22 protein-coding genes are annotated in these 23,921 nt (G+C 63.0%); 18 read left to right on the top strand and 4 right to left on the bottom strand.

The features are described 5' to 3' along the window. Window positions 1-57: 57 nt before the first annotated feature. The 4 genes from AC0L14_RS11615 (at window position 58) to AC0L14_RS11600 (ending at window position 5,091) form a co-directional block, all read left to right on the top strand. Window positions 58-1,362, top strand: coding sequence for a DUF6638 family protein (locus tag AC0L14_RS11615; RefSeq protein WP_473749517.1), 1,305 nt, complete (start codon window positions 58-60; stop codon window positions 1,360-1,362). A gap of 34 nt (window positions 1,363-1,396) precedes the next feature. Then, window positions 1,397-2,539 carry a DUF2333 family protein gene (locus AC0L14_RS11610; protein ID WP_473527262.1) on the top strand — a complete coding sequence of 381 codons (1,143 nt, stop codon included), beginning with the start codon at window positions 1,397-1,399 and terminating at the stop codon, window positions 2,537-2,539. A 134-nt stretch (window positions 2,540-2,673) separates the two neighbouring features. Next, window positions 2,674-3,096 carry an ester cyclase gene (locus AC0L14_RS11605; protein ID WP_473749516.1) on the top strand — a complete coding sequence of 141 codons (423 nt, stop codon included), beginning with the start codon at window positions 2,674-2,676 and terminating at the stop codon, window positions 3,094-3,096. A 315-nt stretch (window positions 3,097-3,411) separates the two neighbouring features. Further along, a complete protein-coding gene (locus AC0L14_RS11600) occupies window positions 3,412-5,091 on the top strand; it encodes a formate--tetrahydrofolate ligase (RefSeq protein ID WP_473527260.1) in 1,680 nt (559 codons plus the stop codon). Window positions 5,092-5,163: 72 nt separating this feature from the next. On the opposite strand, the gene AC0L14_RS11595 is transcribed toward AC0L14_RS11600, so the two are convergent. Next, window positions 5,164-5,889, bottom strand: a complete 726-nt coding sequence (locus AC0L14_RS11595; protein ID WP_473749515.1) for a cysteine hydrolase family protein — start codon at window positions 5,887-5,889, stop codon at window positions 5,164-5,166. 49 nt (window positions 5,890-5,938) lie between these two features. On the opposite strand from AC0L14_RS11595, the gene AC0L14_RS11590 reads away from it, so the two are divergent. The 3 genes from AC0L14_RS11590 to AC0L14_RS11580 all read left to right on the top strand — a co-directional run bounded on the left by AC0L14_RS11590 (window position 5,939) and on the right by AC0L14_RS11580 (window position 8,004). Further along, window positions 5,939-6,928 carry a GlxA family transcriptional regulator gene (locus tag AC0L14_RS11590; protein ID WP_473749513.1) on the top strand — a complete coding sequence of 330 codons (990 nt, stop codon included), beginning with the start codon at window positions 5,939-5,941 and terminating at the stop codon, window positions 6,926-6,928. Between the two features lie 90 nt (window positions 6,929-7,018). Next, complete coding sequence (gene parS / locus AC0L14_RS11585; RefSeq protein WP_473749539.1) at window positions 7,019-7,498, top strand: type II RES/Xre toxin-antitoxin system antitoxin; 480 nt, start codon at window positions 7,019-7,021, stop codon at window positions 7,496-7,498. Next, window positions 7,495-8,004, top strand: a complete 510-nt coding sequence (locus tag AC0L14_RS11580; protein WP_473749512.1) for an RES family NAD+ phosphorylase — start codon at window positions 7,495-7,497, stop codon at window positions 8,002-8,004. Before parS ends, AC0L14_RS11580 begins: the two co-directional genes overlap by 4 nt. Window positions 8,005-8,051: 47 nt before the next feature. On the opposite strand, the gene AC0L14_RS11575 is transcribed toward AC0L14_RS11580, so the two are convergent. Continuing rightward, the gene (locus AC0L14_RS11575) at window positions 8,052-8,609 is read right to left on the bottom strand and encodes a sugar O-acetyltransferase (protein WP_473527256.1); all 558 of its coding nucleotides are present in this window, start codon (window positions 8,607-8,609) and stop codon (window positions 8,052-8,054) included. A 163-nt stretch (window positions 8,610-8,772) separates the two neighbouring features. Between AC0L14_RS11575 and AC0L14_RS11570 the strand changes: the two genes are divergently transcribed. The 5 genes from AC0L14_RS11570 (at window position 8,773) to AC0L14_RS11550 (ending at window position 15,287) form a co-directional block, all read left to right on the top strand. Next, the gene (locus AC0L14_RS11570) at window positions 8,773-9,234 is read left to right on the top strand and encodes a DUF4126 domain-containing protein (RefSeq protein ID WP_473749511.1); all 462 of its coding nucleotides are present in this window, start codon (window positions 8,773-8,775) and stop codon (window positions 9,232-9,234) included. Further along, window positions 9,231-10,607 carry an FAD-containing oxidoreductase gene (locus tag AC0L14_RS11565; protein WP_473749509.1) on the top strand — a complete coding sequence of 459 codons (1,377 nt, stop codon included), beginning with the start codon at window positions 9,231-9,233 and terminating at the stop codon, window positions 10,605-10,607. The genes AC0L14_RS11570 and AC0L14_RS11565 overlap by 4 nt, the downstream gene beginning before the upstream one ends. Before the next feature lie 201 nt (window positions 10,608-10,808). Further along, window positions 10,809-11,879, top strand: a complete 1,071-nt coding sequence (locus AC0L14_RS11560) for a M14 family metallopeptidase (RefSeq protein ID WP_473527253.1) — start codon at window positions 10,809-10,811, stop codon at window positions 11,877-11,879. Between the two features lie 262 nt (window positions 11,880-12,141). Then, the gene (locus AC0L14_RS11555; protein WP_473527252.1) at window positions 12,142-14,331 is read left to right on the top strand and encodes an anthranilate synthase; all 2,190 of its coding nucleotides are present in this window, start codon (window positions 12,142-12,144) and stop codon (window positions 14,329-14,331) included. 26 nt (window positions 14,332-14,357) lie between these two features. Then, the gene (locus AC0L14_RS11550) at window positions 14,358-15,287 is read left to right on the top strand and encodes a cation diffusion facilitator family transporter (protein ID WP_473749507.1); all 930 of its coding nucleotides are present in this window, start codon (window positions 14,358-14,360) and stop codon (window positions 15,285-15,287) included. Between the two features lie 17 nt (window positions 15,288-15,304). Here the strand turns inward: AC0L14_RS11550 and AC0L14_RS11545 are convergent, their stop codons facing one another. Together AC0L14_RS11545 and AC0L14_RS11540 are read right to left on the bottom strand one after the other, a co-directional pair. Then, complete coding sequence (locus AC0L14_RS11545) at window positions 15,305-15,514, bottom strand: antitoxin (protein ID WP_473749506.1); 210 nt, start codon at window positions 15,512-15,514, stop codon at window positions 15,305-15,307. A gap of 25 nt (window positions 15,515-15,539) precedes the next feature. Beyond that, window positions 15,540-16,619: a hypothetical protein gene (locus AC0L14_RS11540; RefSeq protein ID WP_473527249.1), complete on the bottom strand. Its 1,080-nt coding sequence runs from the start codon at window positions 16,617-16,619 to the stop codon at window positions 15,540-15,542. 98 nt (window positions 16,620-16,717) lie between these two features. On the opposite strand from AC0L14_RS11540, the gene AC0L14_RS11535 reads away from it, so the two are divergent. From AC0L14_RS11535 to AC0L14_RS11510, 6 genes are all read left to right on the top strand, one after another. Continuing rightward, on the top strand, window positions 16,718-17,152 hold the full coding sequence (locus AC0L14_RS11535; protein WP_473527274.1) for a DsrE family protein: 435 nt from the start codon (window positions 16,718-16,720) through the stop codon (window positions 17,150-17,152). Window positions 17,153-17,221: 69 nt separating this feature from the next. Beyond that, entirely contained in the window at window positions 17,222-18,022 is an 801-nt protein-coding gene (locus AC0L14_RS11530) for an SDR family NAD(P)-dependent oxidoreductase (RefSeq protein ID WP_473527248.1), read from the top strand. A 46-nt stretch (window positions 18,023-18,068) separates the two neighbouring features. Then, the gene (locus AC0L14_RS11525; RefSeq protein ID WP_473527247.1) at window positions 18,069-18,377 is read left to right on the top strand and encodes a putative quinol monooxygenase; all 309 of its coding nucleotides are present in this window, start codon (window positions 18,069-18,071) and stop codon (window positions 18,375-18,377) included. Between the two features lie 69 nt (window positions 18,378-18,446). Next, on the top strand, window positions 18,447-19,535 hold the full coding sequence (locus tag AC0L14_RS11520; RefSeq protein ID WP_473749503.1) for an AbrB family transcriptional regulator: 1,089 nt from the start codon (window positions 18,447-18,449) through the stop codon (window positions 19,533-19,535). Window positions 19,536-20,012: 477 nt separating this feature from the next. Beyond that, window positions 20,013-21,791: a 2-isopropylmalate synthase gene (gene leuA, locus AC0L14_RS11515; protein WP_473749501.1), complete on the top strand. Its 1,779-nt coding sequence runs from the start codon at window positions 20,013-20,015 to the stop codon at window positions 21,789-21,791. A gap of 290 nt (window positions 21,792-22,081) precedes the next feature. Continuing rightward, entirely contained in the window at window positions 22,082-23,860 is a 1,779-nt protein-coding gene (locus tag AC0L14_RS11510) for a tetratricopeptide repeat protein (protein WP_473749499.1), read from the top strand. Window positions 23,861-23,921 lie beyond the last annotated feature (61 nt).

The following is a 23,921-nucleotide window of genomic DNA, read 5'->3' as shown; positions in this document are numbered from 1 at the left end:
CGCCGCCCCTCATCCGTCCTTCGGGCACCTTCTCCCCGTAAACGGGGAGAAGGAAGAATGAGCCCGGCCAGGAAATCCGATCTGCTGCGCGAGAACGAGCTGATCTACGGCCGGCTGCTGACCGTAGACGAGCCGCATCTCATCCAGCGCTACAACAAGGCGTTGGTCGCCTTCGGCCTGAATCCGACGAAGCTGAAAAGCTTCGAGATCGACCGCACCGGCTTCTCGCCGCAGGTGGCCGAGGAATGCGGCGACTATAACTACCTCGATCCCAACGAGATCAACCGCCGTTTCATCATCCTGACCCCGTCGCAGATCGATCTGCCGGTGGTCCACACCGCCTTTTCCAACACCTCGCAACTGATGTTCGAGTTCATGTCGACGAACCAGCGCGCCATCGACGCGCTGACCATCAAGGATGTCATCTACGGCGAGATCGAGGATTCGGTTCCCAAGGTCGACGACATCGAAGATCTGCTGTCGATCAACCAGGTCGAGTTCAAGGTGCTGTCGGCGGAGGACGTGCTCGGCAAGGCCGCCGAACTCGGCAAGCTCGTCGACCAGCTGAAGCAGGAGCCGGACGCCTGGCGCGACAACGCCATGCTCACCCGCATGGTGGAGCTTGCCAAGATCTGCGGCGACATCCGCGAGAACGCGCTGGTGCCGGATCAGGTGATCTTTCGCCACAGCGCCTATTGGACCAGCCATTTCGGCGGGCTCTATGTGTTCATCGACCCTGATATGACGACGGTGATCAGCGACCCGGCAGCACCCGGCTTCCGCCGCTCGCGGCCGTGGCAGGTAAGCTACCTCTCGATCAATGATGCCGACAGGGTGTTCAAGTTCCTCGCCGCGACCGGCCGCATCGAACTGCCGCGTGCCTCATGGATCGAAACATCAGGCTATCTCGAACATCGCGCTGAGATGGTGGTGCGCGCGCTGATCCGCGACGCCGAGCCCGACCGCAACCTGACCGACGTCGACAAGGTCTGGCTGCAGACCTGGATCCACGGCCATGCCGACCTGATCACCAGGGACGGTAATTTTCCCTTTCTCAACGCCGCCAAGCGCGAGATCGCTCGCCTCGGCTATCTCAAGATCGAGGACGTGTTCCCGCAGCAGCGTTTCCTGGCGATCCGGGCCAAGCCCGGCCATCCCGACGCCTGGCTGACCAACCAGCTGATCTCGGATTTCGTGCCGCAGGACTTCGTCTCGCGCTACGTGTTCAACAAACCGGGCTTCTACAGGGACTATGACGGCTTCAGCGACGCCTGGCGATCGCATGTTGTGGACGTTCTGAAAACCACATATCTGAAAGACAAGGTGGCGTTTCGCACACGCCTCTACGGCCTTACCGATTGAATGACCGGCTGACTGACGAGGGGGTGACATCGCCATGCTTGATCCGATCGTGAATTTCTTCACACGGATTTTCCAGTGGATCGGCCGCGGTATCGGCTTCGCCATCGGCGTGATCCTGTGGCCGTTCATGTGGGCTGGGCGCTGGTACACGCAGCGCGGCTGGATCCTGAAGGCGGTGCTCGGCCTCGCTCTGCTCATGCTGGTCGGCCTCTACGGCTACTTCATCTGGAACACGCAGGTCTGGAGCAATTTCAATCCCGCGTATGCGCAGGCATATAATTTCACACAGCCGGCCGGAACCGCCCCGCCGCAGCCCGCTCCTTCTGCCACCGGGGAAACCGCTGGCGTCGAGGGAGAAGTCAAGACCTGCACCAACTCGGCCATTGTCCAGGTCGCGGCCGATCTCATCGATTTCAACGTCAACGAGAACGCCTGGATCTCGTCGATGATACTCTACAAGCTCGGGTTCTTCGGCATGGACTGGGACCACACGCCGTTTCTCGACAACAAGGCCTCCTTCCAGCGTGGGGTCAATCAGGCCATCCGGCGCACCGCTGTCGAGCTTGTCGACACGCTGGGCCGCGTTCGCGGCACCAGCCAGATCGACCAGAACCTGCAGGATGCGCGCGGCGCGATCACCTTCGATGAGGAAACCTGGTATTTCGGCCTCAGGCCCTTTGGTCCGAAAACCCCGACGCCGAGTTTCTATCGCACGGCGGCGAGCAGCCTTCGCGCCTTCAACGACCGGCTGATGAAATGCGAAGTTGTCTTCAACGCGCGCGCCGACAATCTGTTGCAGTTCGTCGACCGGATCGCGAGTGACATAGGCTCGACGTCGGACATGATCCGCGACCGTTCGCAGAACTTCAACAGCGGCTGGTTCGATACGCGCGCTGACGACCGCTTCTGGTTCGCCTACGGCCAGCTCTATGGGTATTACGGCATCCTGACGGCGGCGCATCACGACTTCCAGCAGATCCTCGACAATCGCGGCCTCACGCCACTGTGGAACAGCGTAGAAGGCCAGCTCAAGGCAGCGCTCGCCATCCGGCCTTTCATAATCTCCAACGGCCGCGAGGACGGCTGGATCATGCCCACCCACCTCACCACGATGGGATTCTATGTGCTTAGGGTGCGATCGAACCTCGTCGAGATCAGGTCCGTTCTGGATCGGTGAAGCAAGCGACTGGTGGAAGACGCCCTGGCTTGAAATCACTGCCGGTACTGGTCGGGATCCAGCAACCTTCTGTCGCAGTGGTTCGGTTGCGCATTGCGGGGAGCGGAACCTGATCGTCTCGTCGTCGTTCAATCGTGGGCGGCAGCCAGCGAGGACACGCGATGGATATCCGCGAAATTGCTCGAAATTTCTATGCCACGATCGATGCGCAAGACTGGGATAAACTGGCCAGTCTGGTCTCTCCGGATCTCGCCGTTCATCTCGCCAGCGCCAACCCGATCGGCTTCGACGACTGGCGCAAATCGCTGACCGAGTTCTTTGTCGGATTCCCGGACGGACATCACGTCATCGACGACTATGTCAGCGATGCCGACAATGTGGTCACGCGCGGCCGCTTTCAGGGCACGCACACCGGCATCTTCCATGGCGTCGAACCGAGCGGAAATTGCGTCTCGGTTGGTGTAATTAACATTGATCGCGTCGAGAACGGCATCGTGGTCGAACATTTCGGCCAGCTTGACGGCTTGGGGCTGATGCACCAGATCGGCGCATTCTAGCGCGACCGCTCGAAGCGCCGACCGGCGCGCGAACCCTGTCGCATTCCGTGCATTCCGCGGCTGTTTTGAGACGGCAGAACGACGCGTGCTCTGGCTTCTATACGGCGCGACAACCGGGCGCGAAGACCCGGGACAGGTCGACCGGGAACACCACAACCTTTCTTCATAGGAAACATAGTTGCATGCAAGTTGACGCCACGGCAGCGACAGGGTTAGAACGTGCCCTCGCCTGCAGTGCCGGGCTGTTTCGAACAGGCTTGCGACCACACTGATCAAACCCGTCCCCTCCACCGTCCAATCCAGAGGAAAGCCGCCATGGCCGAAGTGAAGTCCGACATCGAGATCGCGCGCGCCGCCGACAAGAAGCAGATCCAGGAGATCGGCCAGAAGATCGGCATTCCGAGCGAGCATCTTTTGCCTTACGGCCACGACAAGGCGAAGATCTCGGCCGAGTTCATCAAGTCGGTGAAGGCAAACAAGGACGGCAAGCTGATCCTCGTCACCGCCATCAACCCGACGCCGGCCGGCGAAGGCAAGACGACGACGACGGTGGGCCTCGGCGACGGTCTCAATCGCATTGGCAAGAAGGCCATCGTCTGCATCCGTGAGGCCTCGCTCGGCCCGAATTTCGGCGTCAAGGGCGGTGCTGCCGGCGGCGGCTATGCGCAGGTCGTGCCGATGGAGGACATGAACCTCCACTTCACCGGCGATTTCCATGCCATCACCACTGCGCATAATCTGCTTTCGGCGCTGATCGACAACCACATCTACTGGGGCAACGACCTCGGCATCGACATCCGCCGCGTCGTCTGGCGCCGCGTCATGGACATGAACGACCGGGCGCTGCGCGAGATCATCTGCTCGCTCGGCGGCGTCGCCAACGGCTTTCCGCGCGAGGGGGGCTTCGACATCACCGTCGCCTCGGAAGTCATGGCGATCCTCTGCCTCGCCACCGACCTGAAGGACCTGGAAAAGCGCCTCGGCGACATCATCGTCGCCTATCGCCGCGACAAGTCGGCCGTCTACGCCCGCGACCTCAAGGCCGACGGCGCCATGGCCGTGCTGCTGAAGGACGCCATGCAGCCCAACCTGGTGCAGACGCTGGAGAACAACCCGGCCTTCGTCCATGGCGGCCCCTTCGCCAACATCGCGCATGGCTGCAACTCGGTCGTCGCCACCACGACGGCGCTAAAACTTGCCGACTATGTCGTCACCGAAGCCGGTTTTGGCGCCGATCTCGGTGCCGAAAAATTCTTCGACATCAAGTGCCGCAAGGCCGGCCTGAAGCCGGCGGCAGCGGTCATCGTCGCCACCGTGCGCGCGATGAAGATGAATGGCGGCGTCAAGAAGGAAGACCTCGGCAAGGAGAATGTCGAGGCGGTCAAGAAGGGCTGCGCCAATCTCGGCCGTCACGTCGAGAATATCAGGCAGTTCGGTGTGCCGGCGGTGGTCGCCATCAACCATTTCTATTCCGACACCGACGCCGAGATCCAGGCGATGAAGGACTATGTCGCCTCGATGGGCGAAGAGGCAGTCCTGTGCAAGCACTGGGCCAAGGGGTCGGCCGGCATCGAGGAGCTCGCCAGCAGGGTGGTGGCGCTTGCCGAATCCGGCGTGTCGCAGTTTGCGCCGCTCTATCCCGACGCCATGCCGCTGTTCGAGAAGATCAACACCATCGTCCAGCGCATCTATCGCGGTTCCGAAGCGATCGCCGACAAGTCGGTTCGCGACCAGCTCCACGCCTGGGAGCACGCCGGCTACGGCAACCTGCCGGTCTGCATGGCCAAGACGCAATATTCCTTCTCGACCGACCCGAACCTGCGCGGCGCGCCGACCGGCCACACCGTGCCGGTGCGCGAGGTCAGGCTGTCTGCCGGCGCCGGCTTCATCGTTGTCATCTGCGGCGAGGTCATGACCATGCCCGGTCTTCCGAAGGCGCCGTCCTCGGAAAAGATATTCCTGAACGAGATGGGCCAGATCGAAGGGCTGTTCTGAGAATTCTGAAGGCCGGAATGACGAGGGCGCCGCATCGCTGCGGCGCCCACTTTGCTTCTCCGCGACAATTTTCTAAGCGGCGCTCCGCGCCAGCGCGCGCTGGTTGGAAGCGTGGATCGTGTCGCGTTCGGGCAGCGTGCCGGTCTTCAGGCAGTCGATCCATTCGGCGGTCCTGAGAACGGCGGCGAAGCGCGACTGCAAGATAACAGTCACCACGCGGTGGATATCCTCGGCCGAAGCGTAGCCGGCGCTGTTGGCATAGGGCACAGAGCCGGTGGCGTCGGACAGGAACTCCACGGCAAAACCCATATGGACAGCGTGGATGACTGTCGACAGATCGCAGTTATGCGTCATGTAACCGACGACGGTGACCGTATCGATGCCGTTGGCGCGCAACCAGTCCTCTAGGTCGGTACCGGTGAAGGCGCTCGGCAAGGTTTTTTCGACATAATGATCGCGGCTTCGCCTTGATATCTCGGGATGCAATTCGGCGCCATGGCTGCCCTTGGCGAAGACCGGTGACGTTTCCGGCGCCAACTGCTTGATGACCACCACCTTAACGCCCGCCTCGGCCGCCGCGTCCATGGCGCGCGCCACATTGGCGACACTGTCGCGGAAGGGCGGGTGCTTGATGGCGAGGTTGCCACCGTCATAGTCGTTCTGAACGTCGACGACGATGAGGGCGCGGCGTGGGGCTTGCCTTTGGCTGGTTCCGACATGGGGTTTTCCTTTCCCGTTGACGCTGATGGGTGGAGGATAGGCTCGGCATCGGCCCGCAAAAAGTGTCCCGATTGACATTGTTCGAAAGAATTGGGACAATTTGAACCTACCCTCATTGGTGCTCATCATGGCAGATTCGATCGTTGCCGCCATCGCCTTCGATGGCATCAGTCCGTTCCACCTTTCCGTGCCGTGCCTTGTATTCGCAGAGGATCGCACGGCGCTCGGCCTGCCGCGCTTCGACTTCCGCGTCTGCGCGATTGAGAACGGGCCGATCCGCACCGATGCGGGGCTGACCATCAGCGTTCCCCACGGGCTTTCCGCGCTCGATGACGCCGAGATCGTCATCGTGCCTAGCTGGAAGAACCTCGAAGTCCCACCGCCACGGGCACTGATCGAGGCGCTGCGTCGCGCGCACCGGCGCGGCGCGCTGATTGTCGGACTGTGCTTGGGGACGTTCGCTGTTGCGGCGACCGGACTGCTTTCGGAGCGACGCGCCGCGACGCACTGGGCTTTTTCCGAGCAGCTGCAGGCCCTCTATCCCGACATTCTCGTCGAGCCGGAGGTGCTCTACATCGATAATGGCGACGTCGTGACTTCGGCCGGTGTCGCCGCCGGGCTCGACTGCTGCCTGCACATCGTGCGGGCCCGCTGCGGGGCCGAAGCGGCGCTGCGCCTCGCCCGGCAGATCGTCCTTTCTCCCCATCGGCAGGGCGGGCAGGCGCAGTTCATAGAACGCCCCATCGCCAGGACCGGCAATGCCGACCGCTTCACACAGGCTCTCGACGCAGTGCGCAAGACGCTGGGCGAGACGCACAGTCTGGACAGTGTCGCCGATGCCGCCGGCCTCACCCGCCGGACATTCACGCGCCGCTTTCAAAAATCGATCGGCACCAGCTTCGGCGACTGGCTGACCGACCAGCGCGTCGCGCTGGCGCAGCGGCTGCTGGAAGCGACGGAAAAATCGATGGATTCGATCGCCTTCGAGGCCGGTTTCGGCAGTGCCACGTCGCTGCGCCAGCACTTCGCGGCGCGGCTCAGAACCACGCCAGCGCAGTACCGGCGCGAATTCTCGAAGAACGCTCAGCAGGAGCTCGTGGCGCAAGCGCCGAGGTGATGGTCAATCGATCCTGCCCCTTCTTGAAAGGGCTTGCGTCATCTGTCATATACGAAGCGACAGATGACGTTAGGAGGCAGGCTCGTGGCGATGGCATTGGAAAAGGCAGATGCAGGGCCAAGAAACAATGAACTGCAAAAGGTAGCCAGGTTGCTCGGCGGCACCCGCATTCTATCACGGAACCTCAGGAGCGCATTGGACGCCCATGAGTTGCTTGTGCACGGCCTGCCGGGTTCGGCGCTAGACCATCTCCTTGGGCAGCTCGTATTCATCCAGAAGACTGATTCGCTCGAGAAGGCCGTCGGTATGAGCTTGCGCACCTACCAGCGCCGGAAGGATGCACCTTCCAAGCCTCTCAGCCAGGATCAGAGCGGGCGAACCTGGAAATTTGCGGAGATCCTGTCGAAAGCGACCGACGTGTTCGGTTCACAGGCGGAAGCCGAGCAATGGCTGGAGCGCCCGGCGATCGGGCTCGACCAGCGTCGTCCCATCGATCTTCTGGCAACCCCGGCGGGTGTCGAGCTTGTGGAAGACTATCTCGAGCGTCTTGAATACGGCGTTTATGCATGACGCCGCTGCCGGCGGTGCTTGGCGGCTCCGACGTCATTGGCTGGCGTCTCGATCAGGCTGCGTGTGCGCCTACATGGGACAGTGGCGAGGGCGCATACAGGGTCGGCGGACGATGGAACAGCAGGGGCGTGCACGCGGTCTACTGCTCAATCGATCCTTCGACTGCAATTCTCGAAGTTGCAGTCCATAAAGGTTTTAGGGTGCTCGACACGATCGCGCATGTGATGACTGCGGCAATAATCAGCGATGTCACGGATGTGCATATCGTCGACCCTGCCGCCGTTCCGAACCCTAACTGGCTGCGTCCGGGCATCCCGAGCTCTGGGCAACAGGCATTCGGCGACAATCTTCTCAAACGACATCGGTTCGTGGTGATTCCGAGCGCGGTGTCGCAGAATAGCTGGAATCTGATCTTCGAGGCGAGCGTCGCGAAGGGCGCCTATGCGATGAAGATACAGGAGGTCTTTGCGCTCGATACGCGATTGCATCCACCTCCTGCTAAGTGACCGTGCTAATCTCGCCGCTTCGCTGATCCAGCTGGAACAAAGGATGCTCAGCCACGCCTGACCGGCCGCGCCGGGTTGCCGACAACCCTGGTGTTTGCCGGCACATCGCTCGTCACCACAGCACCCGCTCCGACAATGGCGCCGGCGCCGATGCTGATCCCGCCGAGGATGATGGCACTGCCGCCGATCCAGGCATTGTCACCGATCTCGACCGGCTTCGCGATCTCCAGCCCGGCCTGTCGACCCGCCGCCTCCTTGTGGTGCTCGGCGCAATAGATCTGCACATTGGGGCCGAGCAGCGTTCCCTTGCCGATGCGGACTGGCGCCGTATCGAGGATGGTGCAGCCGGCATTGAGAAAGACGCCGTCGCCGAGAAAGAGATTGAAGCCGTAGGCGCAGTGGAACGGCGCTTCGATCCGGGCGCCCTCGCCCACAGCGCCGAGCAGCGGCTTCAGGGCAGGTCCGACGTCGCCACGTTGCCGGGGCGGCAAGGAATTGTGTTCGAACACCGCGTCGCGTGCGACGATGCGCAGCGCCTCCAGCTCTGCGTCGAGGCAAGTGTACCACTCGCCCGCGGCCATCTTTACGCGCTCGCTTCTGTTCAAGGCGATGCCCTCCTGTCTTACCCTGCTGTTTCAACGTGGTGTCAAAGCACAGTCCATAAAAATCGGGTAACGCCAGACATCGCAGGCTCTGGTCAAATGCCGATCCTATGCTAGCCTACCCCGGCCGGGCTATCCCAGGCCGTGTGATCGAGGGGGATCAATCATGCTGTACATCCTTGCACTTCTGATCGGCGTCGTTGCCGGCCTTCGCGCCATGACCGCGCCTGCCGCCGTCGCCTGGGGCGCTTATCTCGGCTGGCTGCCGGTCGCCGGAACCTGGGCTGGTTTCATGGGCCACTGGATCACCGTCGGCATCTTCACCATCCTGGCCATCGTCGAGCTGGTCACCGATCAGTTGCCGTCGACGCCGAGCCGCAAGGTGCCGCAGCAGTTCGGCGCACGCATTGTCATGGGCGCCTTCACCGGCGCGGTGATCGGGGCGACCGGCGGCGCCACCATCGGCGGCCTGATCGCCGGCGCAATCGGCGCGGTGATCGGCACGCTGGGCGGCGCCGAGCTGCGCAAACGTCTGGCGCTGGCTTTCGGCAAAGACCAGCCCGCAGCCTTCATCGAGGACGCGGTGGCGATCATCGGCGGCCTGCTGATCGTGGCGGCGGTGGCATGACGGCAAAGACATTCGACGCAATCATCATCGGCGCCGGACAGGCCGGCCCGCCGCTCGCCGGCCGGCTGACGGCGGCCGGCATGAGCGTGGCGCTGATCGAGCGCAAGCTGGTCGGCGGGACCTGCGTCAACACCGGCTGCATGCCGACCAAGGCCATGGTGGCCAGCGCTTATGCCGCGCATCTTGCCCGCCGCGCCGCCGACTACGGCGTGACGCTCTCCGGTCCGGTCGGCGTCGACTACAAGGCGATCAAGGCACGCAAGGACAAGGTGTCGGACGACGCCCGCGGCAACCTCGAAAGCTGGATTGCCGGCATGGACAGATGCACGCTTTATCGCGGCCATGCGCGCTTCGAATCGGCCAACACCGTGCGCGTCGGCGACGACCTGCTGAGCGCCGGGAAAATATTCATCAACACCGGCGGCCGTGCCTCGGTGCCGGACCTGCCAGGCGTCAACGACATTTCGTTCCTGACCAATTCGTCGATGATGGATCTCGACGTGCTGCCGCGCCACCTCGTCGTCGTCGGCGGCAGTTACGTCTCGCTCGAATTCGCGCAGATGTTCCGCCGTTTCGGTTCAGAGGTCACGGTGATCGAGAAAACCCCGCGGCTGATCGGCCGCGAGGACGAGGATGTCTCGGCCGCCATCCTGTCCATCTTCGAAAACGAAGACATCACCGTCCATCTCGGCGCCGACGACATCGGCTTCGCCAGGCAGGGCAGCGACATTGCCGTGACGTTCTCCGCCGGCAAGGCGCCGGCGGTCGGCTCGCATGTGCTGCTGGCAGTGGGCCGGACGCCCAACACCGACGATCTCGGCCTCGACAAGGCCGGCGTCGAGGTCGACAAACGCGGCTTCATTGTCGTTGACGACCAGCTTCGCACCAGCGTGCCCGGCATCTGGGCGATGGGCGACTGCAACGGCAAGGGCGCCTTCACCCACACCTCCTACAACGACTACGAGATCGTCGCCGCCAATCTGCTCGACGACGATCCGCGCAAGGTGAGCGACCGCATCGAAGCCTATGCGCTCTATACCGACCCGCCGCTCGGCCGCTGCGGCATGACCGAGACGGCGGTAAGAAAGTCCGACCGTCGCGCGCTGGTCGGCCAGCGGCCGATGACCCGCGTCGGCCGCGCCGTCGAAAAAGGCGAGACGCAAGGTTTCATGAAGATCCTGGTCGACGCCGACACCAAGGAAATCCTCGGCTGTTCGGTGCTCGGCCCCGGCGGCGACGAGGCGATCCACTGCGTGCTCGACCTGATGTACGCCAAGGCGCCGGTCAGCACGCTCGCGCGCGCCATGCACATCCACCCCAACGTCTCGGAACTTCTGCCCACCATTGCCCAGGAATTGAAGCCGCTGGCATAGGCTACGACCGCAAGCGGCAAGCGCACAACGGCGCGGTTTTGGCGCCGCTGGCGATCGCCGTGGCGGTGTCGCAGACGTTGGACCGCCAGCTGCTGGTGACGCACGCCGCGCAATAGTTGCGCCCATAGCGCAGCAGACTGGACCAATCGACAGCGTATCGGCGAAAGGGCATGTGTTCAGCCTCTTTCCTGGAGGAGTATCATGCAGAAATCGATCGAGCGCATTGCCGGCGACAGCGAGGGCGTTTGCTACGAATTCCCAGTGTTCCGCTTCGAAGGGTTCCGCTTTGACGGCAGCGACAAGGCCGCACCTTCGGCCTATCTGCAGGCGGCACTGCATGCCGGCGAACTGCCGGGGGTCGTCGCCATCGACGCGCTGATGCCGATGCTCGAAAACGCCGAAGCGGAAGGCCGCATCAAGGGCGATATCACCATCGTACCCCAGGCCAATCCGATCGGCCGCGCCCAGTATCATTTCGGCGAGCATCAGGGCCGTTTTCACTTGGGCACCCGCACCAACTTCAACCGCGGCTTTCCGCTGCTGGCCGCGCCTGACCCGACGCTCTTGCCGGACGCCACATTTGGCACGGCCGACCAGCGGCTGAAGACGCGGCTGCTGCAGCTGTCGATCGGCCACGACATCGTGCTCGACCTGCACTGCGACGACGAGGGCCTCGCCTACCTCTATGTCCATGCCAGCCTATGGCCGGCCATGGCGGATTGTGCGGCGGCCATGGGCGTCGATGCGGTGATCCTGTGGGGTGAGGACACCGACGGCACCTTCGAAGGCGCCTCGATCACACCGTATCTGAACGTCCCTGCCGATGTGGCCCGGTTCGACCGGCGCGTCGCCACCACGGTCGAGTATCGCGGCATCCTCGATGTCGACGGCGCTCTGGCCGGCTCCGATGCCGAGGGGCTCTATCGGCTGCTGGTGGGGCGCGGCGTGGTCCTGGACCAGGCCTTGTCCACGCCCAGCAGCTTCACCGGTATCGTTGCACCGCTCGAAAACATCGACATGATGCCGGCGCCTCGGGCGGGCGCGGTCCTCTACGACGTGAAGCCCGGCGACCGTGTGGCAAAAGGCGCACTGCTCGCCACCATCGTTCATGCGCCGGGTGAAGCCGGCGGCCGCACGCAGGTGTTTGCGCCGCAAGCAGGCATCATCCTGACACGGCGGTCCCGCCGCATCATCCGTGCCGGCGAAGATCTGCTGAAGCTGGTCGGCGACAGGAAGAGCGCCGATGCAAGGTCGGGAACGCTGGAGGATTGAGGGGCTCATGCCCTTCTCCAAGCCTTCCATTGAATCCAGTTGCGTGGCCGTGCAATCGCCGCTATTGGAATCGCTATGAACATGCGCTCGATCAAGACCGTTTGGTGGTGGGCTCGCTGACAGCGGCCTGTTCGAACGCGTGCGCGTGAAAATAGAAGGTGGCCGCAACGGAATGTCCGGGCGGCCATTTGTTTTTTCAAGCCATGCCCCGGGTCCGTTGCCCCAAGACGCTGAAATAGCCAAGACGCTGATGGAGACGGCAATGACGACGAAAATTCTGGAGAACGGGGCGGAGCGCTTCGTCACGGCGGGTGGCGTGACGATTACCCGCGAGCGCCATGATCGGCCTTATGAAGGCGCGATCGACGCCTATATCGACGGGCTGAATTCACGTCGTGGCGCCGTGTTTTCCTCGAATTACGAATATCCCGGCCGCTATACGCGTTGGGACACCGCCATGATCGACCCGCCGCTGGTGATCTCGGCGCGTGGCCGCGCAGTGCACATCGAGGCGCTGAACAGCCGCGGCGAGGTGCTTCTGCCGGTCATCGGCAAGGCGCTTGGCGGGCTTGACGACGTGACGATCGCCGAGACGTCGAGGAGACTGATCCGCCTCGATGTGGCCAAGCCAGGCCGTGTCTTCACCGAAGAAGAACGCAGCCGCGTTCCCTCCGTCTTCACCGTGCTGCGCGCCATCACCGCCTTGTTCAAGACGGAGGAAGACGCCAATCTCGGCCTCTATGGCGCCTTCGGCTACGATCTCGCCTTCCAGTTCGATCCGGTCGACTACAAGCTGGAGCGCCAGCAAAGCCAGCGCGACCTCGTGCTGTTCCTGCCCGACGAGATCCTGGTCGTCGACCACTATTCGACCAAGGCCTGGACCGACCGCTACGATTATTCCGGCGACGGGTTTTCGACGGAGGGATTGCCGCGCGACGAAATCGTCGAGCCGTTCAAGACCGCCGACCGCATCCCGCCGCGCGGCGACCATGCGCCCGGCGAATATGCCAATCTGGTGCGCAAGGCGATGGAGAGTTTCAAGCGCGGCGACCTGTTCGAGGTGGTGCCCGGCCAGATGTTCTACGAGCGCTGCGAGACACCGCCCTCCGACATCTCCCGCAAGCTGAAGAGCATCAACCCCTCGCCCTATTCCTTCTTCATCAATCTCGGCGAGGGCGAATACCTGATCGGCGCCTCGCCCGAAATGTTCGTGCGCGTCAACGGCCGCCGTGTCGAGACCTGCCCGATCTCCGGCACGATCAAGCGCGGCGACGACGCCATTTCCGACTCGGAGCAGATCCTGAAGCTGCTCAATTCGAAGAAGGACGAATCCGAGCTGACCATGTGCTCGGACGTCGACCGCAACGACAAGTCGAGGGTCTGCGACCCAGGCTCGGTGCGCGTCATCGGCCGCCGCCAGATCGAGATGTATTCGCGGCTGATCCACACCGTCGACCACATCGAGGGACGGCTGCGCGAAGGCATGGACGCCTTCGACGCGTTCCTGTCGCATGCCTGGGCGGTCACCGTCACCGGCGCACCGAAATTATGGGCCATGCGATTCATCGAGCAGAACGAGAAGAGCCCGCGCGCCTGGTATGGCGGGGCGATCGGCATGGTCAATTTCAACGGTGACATGAACACCGGCATGACCCTTCGCACCATCCGCATCAAGGACGGCATCGCCGAGGTGCGCGCCGGGGCCACGCTGCTCTTCGACAGCATTCCCGAGGAAGAAGAAGCCGAAACCGAACTGAAGGCATCCGCCATGATCTCCGCCATCCGCGACGCCAAATCAGGCAATGCCGCCGACACCGAACGCGCTACCGCGCGCGTCGGCGACGGCGTCAACATCCTGCTGGTCGACCACGAGGACTCCTTCGTCCACACGCTGGCCAATTATTTCCGCCAGACCGGCGCCAATGTCTCGACCGTGCGCACGCCTGTGCCGGACGAGGTCTTCGACCGGCTGAAACCCAATCTGGTCGTGCTGTCGCCCGGTCCCGGCACGCCGAAGGACTTCGACTGCGCCGCCACCATCAAGCGAGCCCGCGCGCGCGACCTGCCGATCTTCGGCGTCTGCCTCGGCCTGCAGGCGCTGGCCGAGGCCTATGGCGGAGAGCTGCGGCAGCTGCACGTGCCGATGCATGGCAAACCGTCGCGTATCCGCGTGTCGAAGCCGGGCATCATCTTTTCCGGCCTGCCCAAGGAGGTGACGGTCGGCCGCTATCACTCGATCTTCGCCGATCCGGTCCGCCTGCCCGACGGCTTCGTTGTCACAGCCGAGACGGAAGAAGGCGTCATCATGGCATTCGAGCACAGCAAGGAGCCGATCGCTGCGGTGCAGTTCCACCCGGAATCGATCATGACGCTCGGCCACAATGCCGGCATGCGCATCATCGAGAACATCGTTGCGCATCTGCCGCGCAAGGCCAAGGAAAAGGCGGCTTAGCTCCGGTTTCGGCGGCCGGAAGATCAATGACCGCTATTGATTCGAAAAACGCCGCCAAGCGCAAGGTCGCCAGCCTCGCCTTCTGGTCGATCATCGTGGCTTTCGTCGTGCTCGGCCTGAAGCTGGCGGCCTGGTACATCACCGGTTCCGTGGCGCTGTATTCGGACGCCCTGGAATCGATCGTCAACGTCATTGCCTCTGCCGCCGCCTATTGGGCGATCCAGGTCAGCCACAAGCCGGCCGACCAGGATCATCCCTTCGGTCACCACAAGGCCGAGTATTTCTCGGCTGTTTTGGAAGGCGTGCTGATCGTGCTGGCAGCCCTTCTGATCCTCAACGAAGTGTGGTGGTACTGGCGGCATCCCGTCCCGCTCGAACAGCCCTGGAGCGGCCTTGCCATCAACGGCGTCGCGACGGCGATCAACGCCTTCTGGGCCTTGACGCTGATCCGTGCCGGCCGTGCCGAGAAGTCGCCAGCACTGGTCGCCGACGGCAGGCACATCATGACCGACGTGGCGACCTCCGTCGGCGTGTTCGTTGGTCTGGTCGGCGCGGTGCTCACCGGCTGGCAAGTCCTCGATCCCGCTCTCGCCGTCATCGTCGCGCTGAACATCCTGTGGCAGGGCTGGCACGTGATCGGCTCGTCGATGAACGGACTGATGGACCGCGCCGTCGATACACACGAGCACATACACATCCGCGACATCATCTCGGCCAATTGCAAGGGCGCAATGGAGGTCCACGATCTCAAGACGCGGATTGCCGGCCGCGCCACCTTCATCGAGTTCCACCTGGTCGTCGACGCCGACATGTCGGTGGGCGCCAGCCACGTCATCTGCGACCGCATCGAAGATGCGCTGAAGGCCGAAAACCCCTCGGTGCGCGTCACCATCCATGTCGAGCCGGACGACGAGGCAAAACTGCCCAAGGGCACGACGGCAGTGCCGTTCGCGTGAAGCGGCGATCATCAGATCTATGTCGGCCGTTCTAAAGCTGCCTCGACAAAGTCGTCGTCAAGCGGCCCGGTCACCTGGTCGAGCCAGGCCCAATCCTGCGCGAGCGGCTCTAGGATGACCGCCCGGCCTTGACGGTGGATCGAAACCTCCTCGGTTTCGAAACAAAATTCCTTGGGCAGACGCACCGCCTGCGAGCGGCCTGACCAGAACACCTTTGCCTTGTTCATATGCCGTCCTTTCTGACCCAAAGTGTCAAGGCGCGCAGGCAGCCTGCGGCATCGGCTCCAGCCGGTAGACCTTGTCGTCGGATGCGGTCTCGCCTCCGGCCGCCTTCGAGCACAGGTCAACGATCGGCAGGCTGCTGTTGGGGTTGGCCAGCATCATCGTGCCGTTGGCGCCGCGCCGCAGATAAATCTCCCTGGCCACGATATCGCAGGAAAAGTCGCTTGTCTTTCCGCCCGCCACACAGCGCCACTGGTCCGCTTCGCCTTCACAACTGTAGCTCTGCGTGACCTTGGCCGCCTTGTGGCGCGTGGTGACGGAAACAGCTATGTCGGCACCACTCGGCCAGGTTGTGGGATCGCCGTCCTTGGCGAAGGCGGCCAGTTCGATCGGGCCCCGGAAAACCCGGATGGTGTGGGTAAGCTGATCGGGATGCGAGCCGAGATGCGCGGCATCGTAGTCGCGCCCGTAGCAGAACGGCTGGTCCGGTTTCAGCCGCTCACGCAGCGGGGCTCCCAACGCCGGATCGACCGGATCGATGCGTGCGAATTCGGCCTTGCAGGTCTGCGCCGGCATGCGGTCGAGCCGAAAGCCGTCATCTTCCGTGCCGAGTGCCTGCTTGGTAAACTCCTTTTCGCCCAGCTCATCCTCGGCGCCGGCATCGAGATAAAGGTTGCGATGCACGCCGGAGACGATCAGCCGGCCTTTTTCATCGACGTTCAGTAAGGCCATGGTGCGGTCGCATTCCATGCCGCAATGGATCTCGCCCGATTGCGAGTCATCCTTGCCGCACCAACCGCCGACCCATTCGGGCTTTTTGGCGCTGCGCACCGTCGTCGCCATGAAGCCGTTGTAGCCGGACGGAGCGCTGCTCGGCTCCTCGTTCGGGTGGCTGACCGGATCGCTGCCATAGTAGAAGAAAATCCGTCCCACCTTCTGGTTCGGATGTACCTTGAGATGCGCGGCATCATAGACACGCCCGAAACAGGCATCCTTGCCGTCCCGGCTGAGTTCGGTGAGTTCAGGCGTATCGTCGGCAAGGGCCGTGCCGGCAACAGCGGCAAGCAAGGCGCCACCAAGTCCGGCGCCCACAATGGTCCTAGATGTCATGTGCCCCTCCTCGCCCGACAGGACGTGACTTCAATTTATGCTAGGATCGAGGCCGAAGCCACGCAATTTGCGAGGACTGCATACTGGAGAACGACATGATGCGACGCCGCGATATTTTCCGTGTGGGCCTTGCCGGGGCCGCTGGCCTCTTCGGGCTGCGCCAGGTGAAGGCGGCAGCCGTGGAAGAAAGGCAGAAGGTCGCCTATCACCTCAGTGATCTCGACAAGGTCGGCTTCGTTTTGGGCAATATCAAGAACCATTATGAGGGCACCGGCGGCAAGGTCGACATCGTGCTGGTCGTGCATGGACCGGCCCTCGCCGCCTTCAAGTCGAAGAGCGCGTCAGCTGCCATTTCCAGCCGTTTTTCCGGCCTGGTCCGCGACGGGCTGACCCCGCATGCTTGCGCCAACACCATGCACGGTATGGATGTTGCGCTCACCGATCTCCTCTATGGCTTCCATGCCGCCGAGACCGGCGGCGTCGTCAAGCTCGCCGAATTGCAGCGCCAGGGCTACGCCTATTTGCGGCCCTGAACCTCTCCGGACTTGAACATGAGGGCGGCGAGGCCCTACGAAGAGCGGGAGAGTCCCGGAGGAATAGACGTGCCAACCACCACAACCGCCCTTCTCACCCCCACGTTGGTCATCCCCGATCTCGCCGGTAAGGCGGTGCTGATCACCGGCGCTTCGACCGGCATCGGGGCGGCACTTGCACTGGCCTACGCCGCGCAGAAATGCCGCGTCGCGCTGCATTACAATTCAAGCCGGGCGGCTGCCGAAAACCTGGCCGTGACCATCCGCAACGGCGGCGGCGAGGTATTCCTGATCCAGGGCGATTTCTCGATCCCCGCCGATGTCGAGCGCGTCGTCGAAGACAGCGCGCAACATTTCGGCCGGCTCGATGGACTGGTCAACAATGCCGGTGGCATGCTTGGGCGCGTGCCCTATGCCGAACTAACCGAGGCGCATTACGACGCGGTGATGGACCTCAACGCCCGCTCCGTGCTGACCGCATCGCGCAAGGCGATGCCATGGCTGAAGCGCCAGGGCGGCTTCATCGTCAACACCTCGTCGATTGCGGCGCGCAATGGCGCCGGCGGCGGCGCCGGCCTTTATGGCTCGGCCAAGGCCTTCGTCTCCAATGTTACCCGCGGCATGGCCAAGGAACTGATCGGCTTCAACATCCGTGTCAACGCGGTGGCGCCGGGCACCATCGCGACGCCTTTCCACGAGCGCTATTCGACCGAGGAGCACATGAAGGCCATGGTTGCTACCATTCCGCAGGGCCGCGCCGGCACGCCCGAGGACTGCGTCGGCGCCTATCTGTTCCTCTCGTCCGCTCTGCTGAGCGGTTACATCACCGGCCAGGTGATCGAGGTGAATGGTGGCCAGTTGATGCCGTGAGCGGCGACCTGCATACTTGTCGCGGAAGCCAACGGAGAAAACGGCAATGTACGGTCTGATCGGCAAGATGCGGGCGACGCGCGGCCAGCGCGACGCAATGATGCATGTCCTGCTTGCCAGCACCGGCGCCATGCCTGGCTGCCTGAGCTACATCATCGCCACTGACCCGGCCGATGCCGACGCGATCTGGGTGACCGAGGTGTGGACCGACCAGGCAAGCCACAAGGCTTCGCTGCAACTGCCGGAAGTCCAGGCGGCGATCGCCAAGGCGCGGCCGATCATCGCCGGCTTCGAATTCCAGGTCGAGACCCAGCCGGTAGGTGGCTTCGGCCTGCCCACCGTTAAAACCGACTGACGCCTGAGCGGACACATTTTTCGCCGCCGCGGGGTTCGCATCTCCCCTCTTCGGGTCTAAGACCGAAAAATGGATTCCCTGCCAGACCAGCCGACCGTCGAACGCATGGCGCGGATATCCAAAGCCTGGCAGTGGCTGGCCCTCCCGATCTTCTCGATCCTGTTTGCCGGCGCGCTGGAATTCGCCGCCTTGCCGGCGGCGCTGCTGATCGGGCCGATGCTGGCGGCGATCCTAGCCGGCACCAACGGCGCCACGGTGCGCGTGCCGCGCCCTTTGTTCGGCGCCGCCCAGGCGATCGTCGGCTGCCTTGTCGCCGCTTCGATCTCTGCGAACATCTTTCCGGTCTTCTACAGGGAATGGCCGCTGTTCCTCGGCACCGTGGTGGCGACCGTTGCTGGGTCAAGCCTGCTCGGCTGGCTGATCAGCCGCTGGCGTATCCTGCCCGGCACCACCGCAGTCTGGGGCTCATCGCCGGGCGCGGCCACCGCCATGGTGTTAATGGCAGGCGCCTTCGGCGCCGACCAGCGCCTCGTTGCCTTCATGCAATATCTGCGCGTCATCTTCGTCTCGATGACTGCCGCGCTTGTCGCAAAGATGTGGGTCGACACATCAGGAATCGAGGTCCCGGCCGTCATCTGGTTTCCGCCGATCGATCCAACAGCCTTTGCCGCGACACTTGGCGTGGCGCTCGTCGGCAGCCTCATCGGAAAGCTGCTCAGGCTGCCGTCGCCCTTCTTCCTCGGCACCTTCGTGTTCGGCACTGCGGTGCATCTCGGACTAGGCGTGCCGATGCAGTTGCCGCCCTGGCTGCTTGCCCTCGGCTATACGATGATCGGCTGGACGATCGGCCTGAATTTCACCAGGGCAATTCTGCGGCACGCGACGCGGGCGCTGCCGCAGATCGTCGGTTCGATCATCATCCTCATCGCCTTCTGCGGCGGTCTCGGCTTCATGATCAGCCATGTGCTCGGCATCGATCCGCTGACCGCCTATCTGGCGACCAGCCCCGGCGGCATGGATAGCGTCGCCATCATCGCCGCCGCCGCACAGCACGTCGACATCTCCTTCGTCATGGCGTTGCAATCGGCACGCTTCCTCGTCGTGCTGCTGATCGGGCCAAGCGTGGCGCGGCTGGTGGCGCGAAGTCTGAGGGAATAGAGGGTAATCTGCGGCTGCAGAAAGACCTGCGGCGCTGTCACCTAATTGGATCAGGCGCCACGCAATCTGCTCGCGGCCGCTGAAGGACCAGCCCAGTCGCTCAGGAATGCGTCGGGCAGTATAAGAAACGCCAGTCGTTCGGCCCCACAGTCGTTCGGCCCCACTTGCCTCTCTTTGGCTGCTCCTGTATGAAAACCGCCATGATCAACCGCGCCACCTCCGTCGCTTCCCGTCAGACCGGCTTTGCTGGCGAGACCGTGCGCGCGCTTGCTTCCGCTCTGCTGCTTCTCGGCCTTATCGGCGATCGCCGGGTTCGCTGAAGGAGCGCCCGGCGGTCGAACCGCCGCTCACGCGCATGCTCCTTGGCCAGTCTCAAAATTGGCAAGTCACATCAAGCGAATGAACATCTGGTAAAGGCGCCGCTCGGCACCAAATCCGCCTGAAGGCGGATCCCGCGAGCCGCCGGGAGAGACGACAATGAACGCACGAGAAGAGATCCGCGCAGACAGCGGGGAGATGGGCAAGGATGCTCGGGGCATGCCGGAGGCAGCCCGAGGCATGCCGGAGGCAGCCCGAGGCATGCCGGAGGCAGCCCGGAAATATCAACCTTACCCGACGGTCGGTCTCACCGACCGCATTTGGCCTTCGAAGGTCATCGACAAGGCGCCGATCTGGTGCTCGGTCGACCTGCGCGACGGCAACCAGGCGCTGATCGACCCGATGGGCCACGAGCGCAAGGCGCGCATGTTCGCCCTGCTCCTCGACATGGGCTTCAAGGAGATCGAGATCGGCTTCCCGTCTGCCTCGCAGACCGATTTCGATTTCGCCCGCTGGTGCATCGAAGAAGGCAATGTCTCAGCCGATGTCTCGCTGCAGGTGCTGGTGCAGTGCCGGCCGGAACTGATCACCCGCACCTTCGAGGCGCTGCAGGGCGCCACCAACCCGATCGTGCATTTCTATAATTCGACCAGCGAATTGCAGCGCCGCGTCGTCTTCGAGAAGGACGTTGCCGGCATCAGGCGGATCGCCACCGATGCTGCCAAGATGATCACCGACATGGCGGCGAAGGCCGGCGGCGGTTATCGTTTCGAATATTCGCCGGAGAGCTTTACCGGCACCGAGCTCGAAGTGGCGCTGGAAATCTGCAACGCCGTCACCGAAATCGTGAAGCCGACGGCGGATAACAAGCTGATCATCAACCTGCCGTCCACGGTCGAGATGTCGACACCCAACATCTATGCCGATCGCATCGAATGGATGTGCCGCAACCTCGACAACCGCGAGAACCTGCTCATTTCGCTGCATCCGCACAACGACCGCGGCACCGGCGTCGCCACCACCGAGCTCGGCCTGATGGCGGGCGCGGACCGCGTCGAAGGCACGCTGTTCGGCAATGGCGAGCGCACCGGCAATGTCGACATCGTCACGCTGGCGCTCAACATGTACACGCAAGGCGTCGATCCCGAGCTCGACTGCTCCGACATAAACCGGATGAAGGACGTCTACGAATATTCGAACCAGTTGAAGATTCCCGAACGCCATCCCTATGTCGGCGAGCTCGTCTACACCGCCTTTTCCGGCTCGCACCAGGATGCCATCAACAAGGGCATGAAGGCGTTGCGCAAGGCCAACACGCCGTACTGGGAAGTGCCCTATCTGCCGATCGACCCGGCCGATGTCGGACGCAACTACGAGGCGATCATCCGCATCAACTCGCAGTCCGGCAAGGGCGGCATCGCCTATGTGCTGCACGCGGACTACGGCCTCAACCTGCCGCGCAACCTGCAGATCGAGTTCAGTCAAGCGATCCAGGCGATCACCGACGCCGAAGGCAAGGAGGTGCCGGCCAAGCGCATCTACGAGCGCTTTCTCGAAACCTATGTCGATCAGCCCGGCGCGCGGCTGAAGTTCCTCGACCACCACACCTATCCGGACCTCGAGACCAAGGGCCGGCGTGCGGTGGAGGCGGTCATCCTGGACAGGGGCAAGGAGGTGACGATTTCGGGCTCGGGAACCGGCCCGATCGACGGCTTCGTCGACGCGCTGTCGCGCCATGTCGGCGTGCCGATGTCGGTGCTCGACTATTCGGAGCACTCCATGCAGCGCGGCTCGAATGCCTCGGCCATCTCCTATGTCGAGATGGAGCATCCCGGCGGCAAGCTGTTCGGCGCCGGCATCAACACCAACATCGTGGCCGCTTCCCTGGAAGCCGTCGTTTCCGCCGCCAACCGCATCGTCGACCGAAAGGTCGACTAGAGCAATTCCAGGAAAAGTGCGTAGCGGTTTTCCGTCCGGAATTGCGAAAAACAAATACTTAGAGCGGTTCGGCGGGTCCATCAAAAAGCTGAACCGCTCTAGACAAGCTGTCGAAAGCTAACAGCGCTGGAGCAAGATGAACCCACTTCTTGCTCTGGTCTTTCGCGCCGTTAACCACCAGAAAATTATCCGGTGGGGTACGCGATCGCATAATGGCTGCATGCTTGTATGGCAGGGCAGGCCCTATATGATTGCGTCTTAACCTGTGCCGACTTCGAAAGGATCGACACTTGCAGCATGCCACGCCTGCCGCCCCCGCAGTGCGCGAGACGTTGGAGCGATTGCTAGCCAGCGAAACGTTCGGGAGATCCGAACGAGCGCGTAAGCTGCTTCGCTACCTGGTCGAACGCGAGCAGGCAGGCGAAGCCGACAAGCTCAAGGGCTTTTCCATAGCGATGGATGTTTTCGGCAAGGACGGCGATTTCGATCCGTCGACCGACGCCGTGGTGCGGGTGCAGGCGGGCAGGCTGCGCGAACTTCTGCAGCATTACTTCGCCAATGAGGGTGTTGCCGAGCCGATCCGCATCGCCATTCCGCGTGGCGGCTATGTTCCATCCTACGAACTCAACGCGATCCGCCTGCCGGCCGAGCCGAAGCCGGAGGAACACACCGAGGCGGCTGCCACCTTGTCGGGATCGCTCGAGGAACCCGGCATGGCCGCAGGTCCCGCATCGTTGATGTCCCCTGTCGTTCGCGAGCCGGCACCGTCGCTGCTGCGCCATCTCCAGTTCTTCTGGCTGGCGATCGCTCTGGTCATCGCCATGCTGGGCGTGCTGATCCTTCGTCAGGGAAGCGGCGCATTGCTGGCGGGAAGCGAAACCGCGTCGACGATCGAAAATGCGGTGGCAACCGGCAGCATTGCGCCATGGGCTCCGATTGAAAGCCTTCCGCTCGTCTACATTGCGGTGAAAACCAACAGCGCCGAGGCTGCCCGCGTCGCGGCATCGCTGCGCGCCGGCCTCAGCGGCTTCGATACGGTCACCTTCATCGGTCGGGACGCCGACGGCCCGCCCGATCCGGTCACCGATGCGATCAGCTTCGTATTCGATGTCTTGCCGGGACCAACGGCAGGCGATGTCACTCTGGAGCTTCAAAGCGTGGCGACCGGACGGGTCCTGCTATCACGCAACTTGACTGCCGCCGACAGCACACCCTCCGCCGTCGAGGACAGTGTCGCCGGCGTTTTGAGTTCGGCCGTTCCCGCCTCTGGCACGATCTACAACTATATCGAACAGAGCGGTCTTCAGACCGGCCTGACGGAATGTCTGCTGCTCGACGACAAGTACTATCTCGACCAGGGCGCGAAAACCCATGAGGATGCCTATCGCTGTCTCGAAAAACTGATCAATCGGAATGCGAAATCGTCGCTCGTCTATTCGGAGCTGGCGACCCTGCATCTCGAGGCGGCCACAGATCACTACGCCTATCCAGCCGGCGCAACGCTCGAACAGGCGATGTCGCTTGCCCGTCGCGCCGTGCAGATGGGGCCGACCAGCCCCTATGCGCACCGTGCCTATGGCTATCTCAATTCCCGCCTCGGCAATTCGGAGGAATCGATCCGCTGGATGCACAAGGCCTACGAACTCAACCCTTACGACCTCAGCATGGCGGCAGCTTACGCCTATGGGCTGATTTTCGCCGGCAGGTACAGGGAGGGAACACCGATCCTTGCTCACGCCGCCGAAACCTCCAGCGCGCATCCGCCCTGGTGGGACTACGGGCTTTTCGTCGGGCAGTTCATGGCGGGCGATATGAATAAGGCCGCGCTTGCCAGCGATGCGCTGCAAGCGACGCCGACGAAATCGCACTATCTGGCTGCGCGGCTGATCGGCGCGAAGGCAACCGGCCGCAATCAACTGGCGCATGAACTTGTGGACGAGATGACTGTCAAATTCCCGAAATTCGCTGCCGATCCGCGCGCGACCTTTGTCGAGCGGAGATACCCCGCCGATCTAACCGATCGGCTGGTCGAAGCGTTGCGTGCCGCCGGGCTCGGCAATGCCAGCTAGATTTCTGAATTAGCATGGCTGATCGCGAAAATTTTACTGGCCATCGGCTTGGACAAGGCGC

This window comes from Mesorhizobium sp. WSM4841, assembly GCF_055811515.1.
The sequence above is the reverse complement of the archived record's forward strand: the minus strand, read 5'-3'. Positions and strand labels throughout refer to the sequence as shown.

Coding starts and splice junctions, on each gene's coding strand:
- AC0L14_RS11615 (WP_473749517.1), top strand. CDS start 58: ATGAGCCCGGCCAGGAAATCCGATCTGCTGCGCGAGAACGAGCTGATC.
- AC0L14_RS11610 (WP_473527262.1), top strand. CDS start 1,397: ATGCTTGATCCGATCGTGAATTTCTTCACACGGATTTTCCAGTGGATC.
- AC0L14_RS11600 (WP_473527260.1), top strand. CDS start 3,412: ATGGCCGAAGTGAAGTCCGACATCGAGATCGCGCGCGCCGCCGACAAG.
- AC0L14_RS11595 (WP_473749515.1), bottom strand. CDS start 5,889: ATGTCAATCGGGACACTTTTTGCGGGCCGATGCCGAGCCTATCCTCCA.
- AC0L14_RS11590 (WP_473749513.1), top strand. CDS start 5,939: ATGGCAGATTCGATCGTTGCCGCCATCGCCTTCGATGGCATCAGTCCG.
- parS (WP_473749539.1), top strand. CDS start 7,019: ATGGCATTGGAAAAGGCAGATGCAGGGCCAAGAAACAATGAACTGCAA.
- AC0L14_RS11580 (WP_473749512.1), top strand. CDS start 7,495: ATGACGCCGCTGCCGGCGGTGCTTGGCGGCTCCGACGTCATTGGCTGG.
- AC0L14_RS11570 (WP_473749511.1), top strand. CDS start 8,773: ATGCTGTACATCCTTGCACTTCTGATCGGCGTCGTTGCCGGCCTTCGC.
- AC0L14_RS11565 (WP_473749509.1), top strand. CDS start 9,231: ATGACGGCAAAGACATTCGACGCAATCATCATCGGCGCCGGACAGGCC.
- AC0L14_RS11560 (WP_473527253.1), top strand. CDS start 10,809: ATGCAGAAATCGATCGAGCGCATTGCCGGCGACAGCGAGGGCGTTTGC.
- AC0L14_RS11555 (WP_473527252.1), top strand. CDS start 12,142: ATGACGACGAAAATTCTGGAGAACGGGGCGGAGCGCTTCGTCACGGCG.
- AC0L14_RS11550 (WP_473749507.1), top strand. CDS start 14,358: ATGACCGCTATTGATTCGAAAAACGCCGCCAAGCGCAAGGTCGCCAGC.
- AC0L14_RS11545 (WP_473749506.1), bottom strand. CDS start 15,514: ATGAACAAGGCAAAGGTGTTCTGGTCAGGCCGCTCGCAGGCGGTGCGT.
- AC0L14_RS11540 (WP_473527249.1), bottom strand. CDS start 16,619: ATGACATCTAGGACCATTGTGGGCGCCGGACTTGGTGGCGCCTTGCTT.
- AC0L14_RS11535 (WP_473527274.1), top strand. CDS start 16,718: ATGCGACGCCGCGATATTTTCCGTGTGGGCCTTGCCGGGGCCGCTGGC.
- AC0L14_RS11525 (WP_473527247.1), top strand. CDS start 18,069: ATGTACGGTCTGATCGGCAAGATGCGGGCGACGCGCGGCCAGCGCGAC.
- AC0L14_RS11520 (WP_473749503.1), top strand. CDS start 18,447: ATGGATTCCCTGCCAGACCAGCCGACCGTCGAACGCATGGCGCGGATA.
- leuA (WP_473749501.1), top strand. CDS start 20,013: ATGAACGCACGAGAAGAGATCCGCGCAGACAGCGGGGAGATGGGCAAG.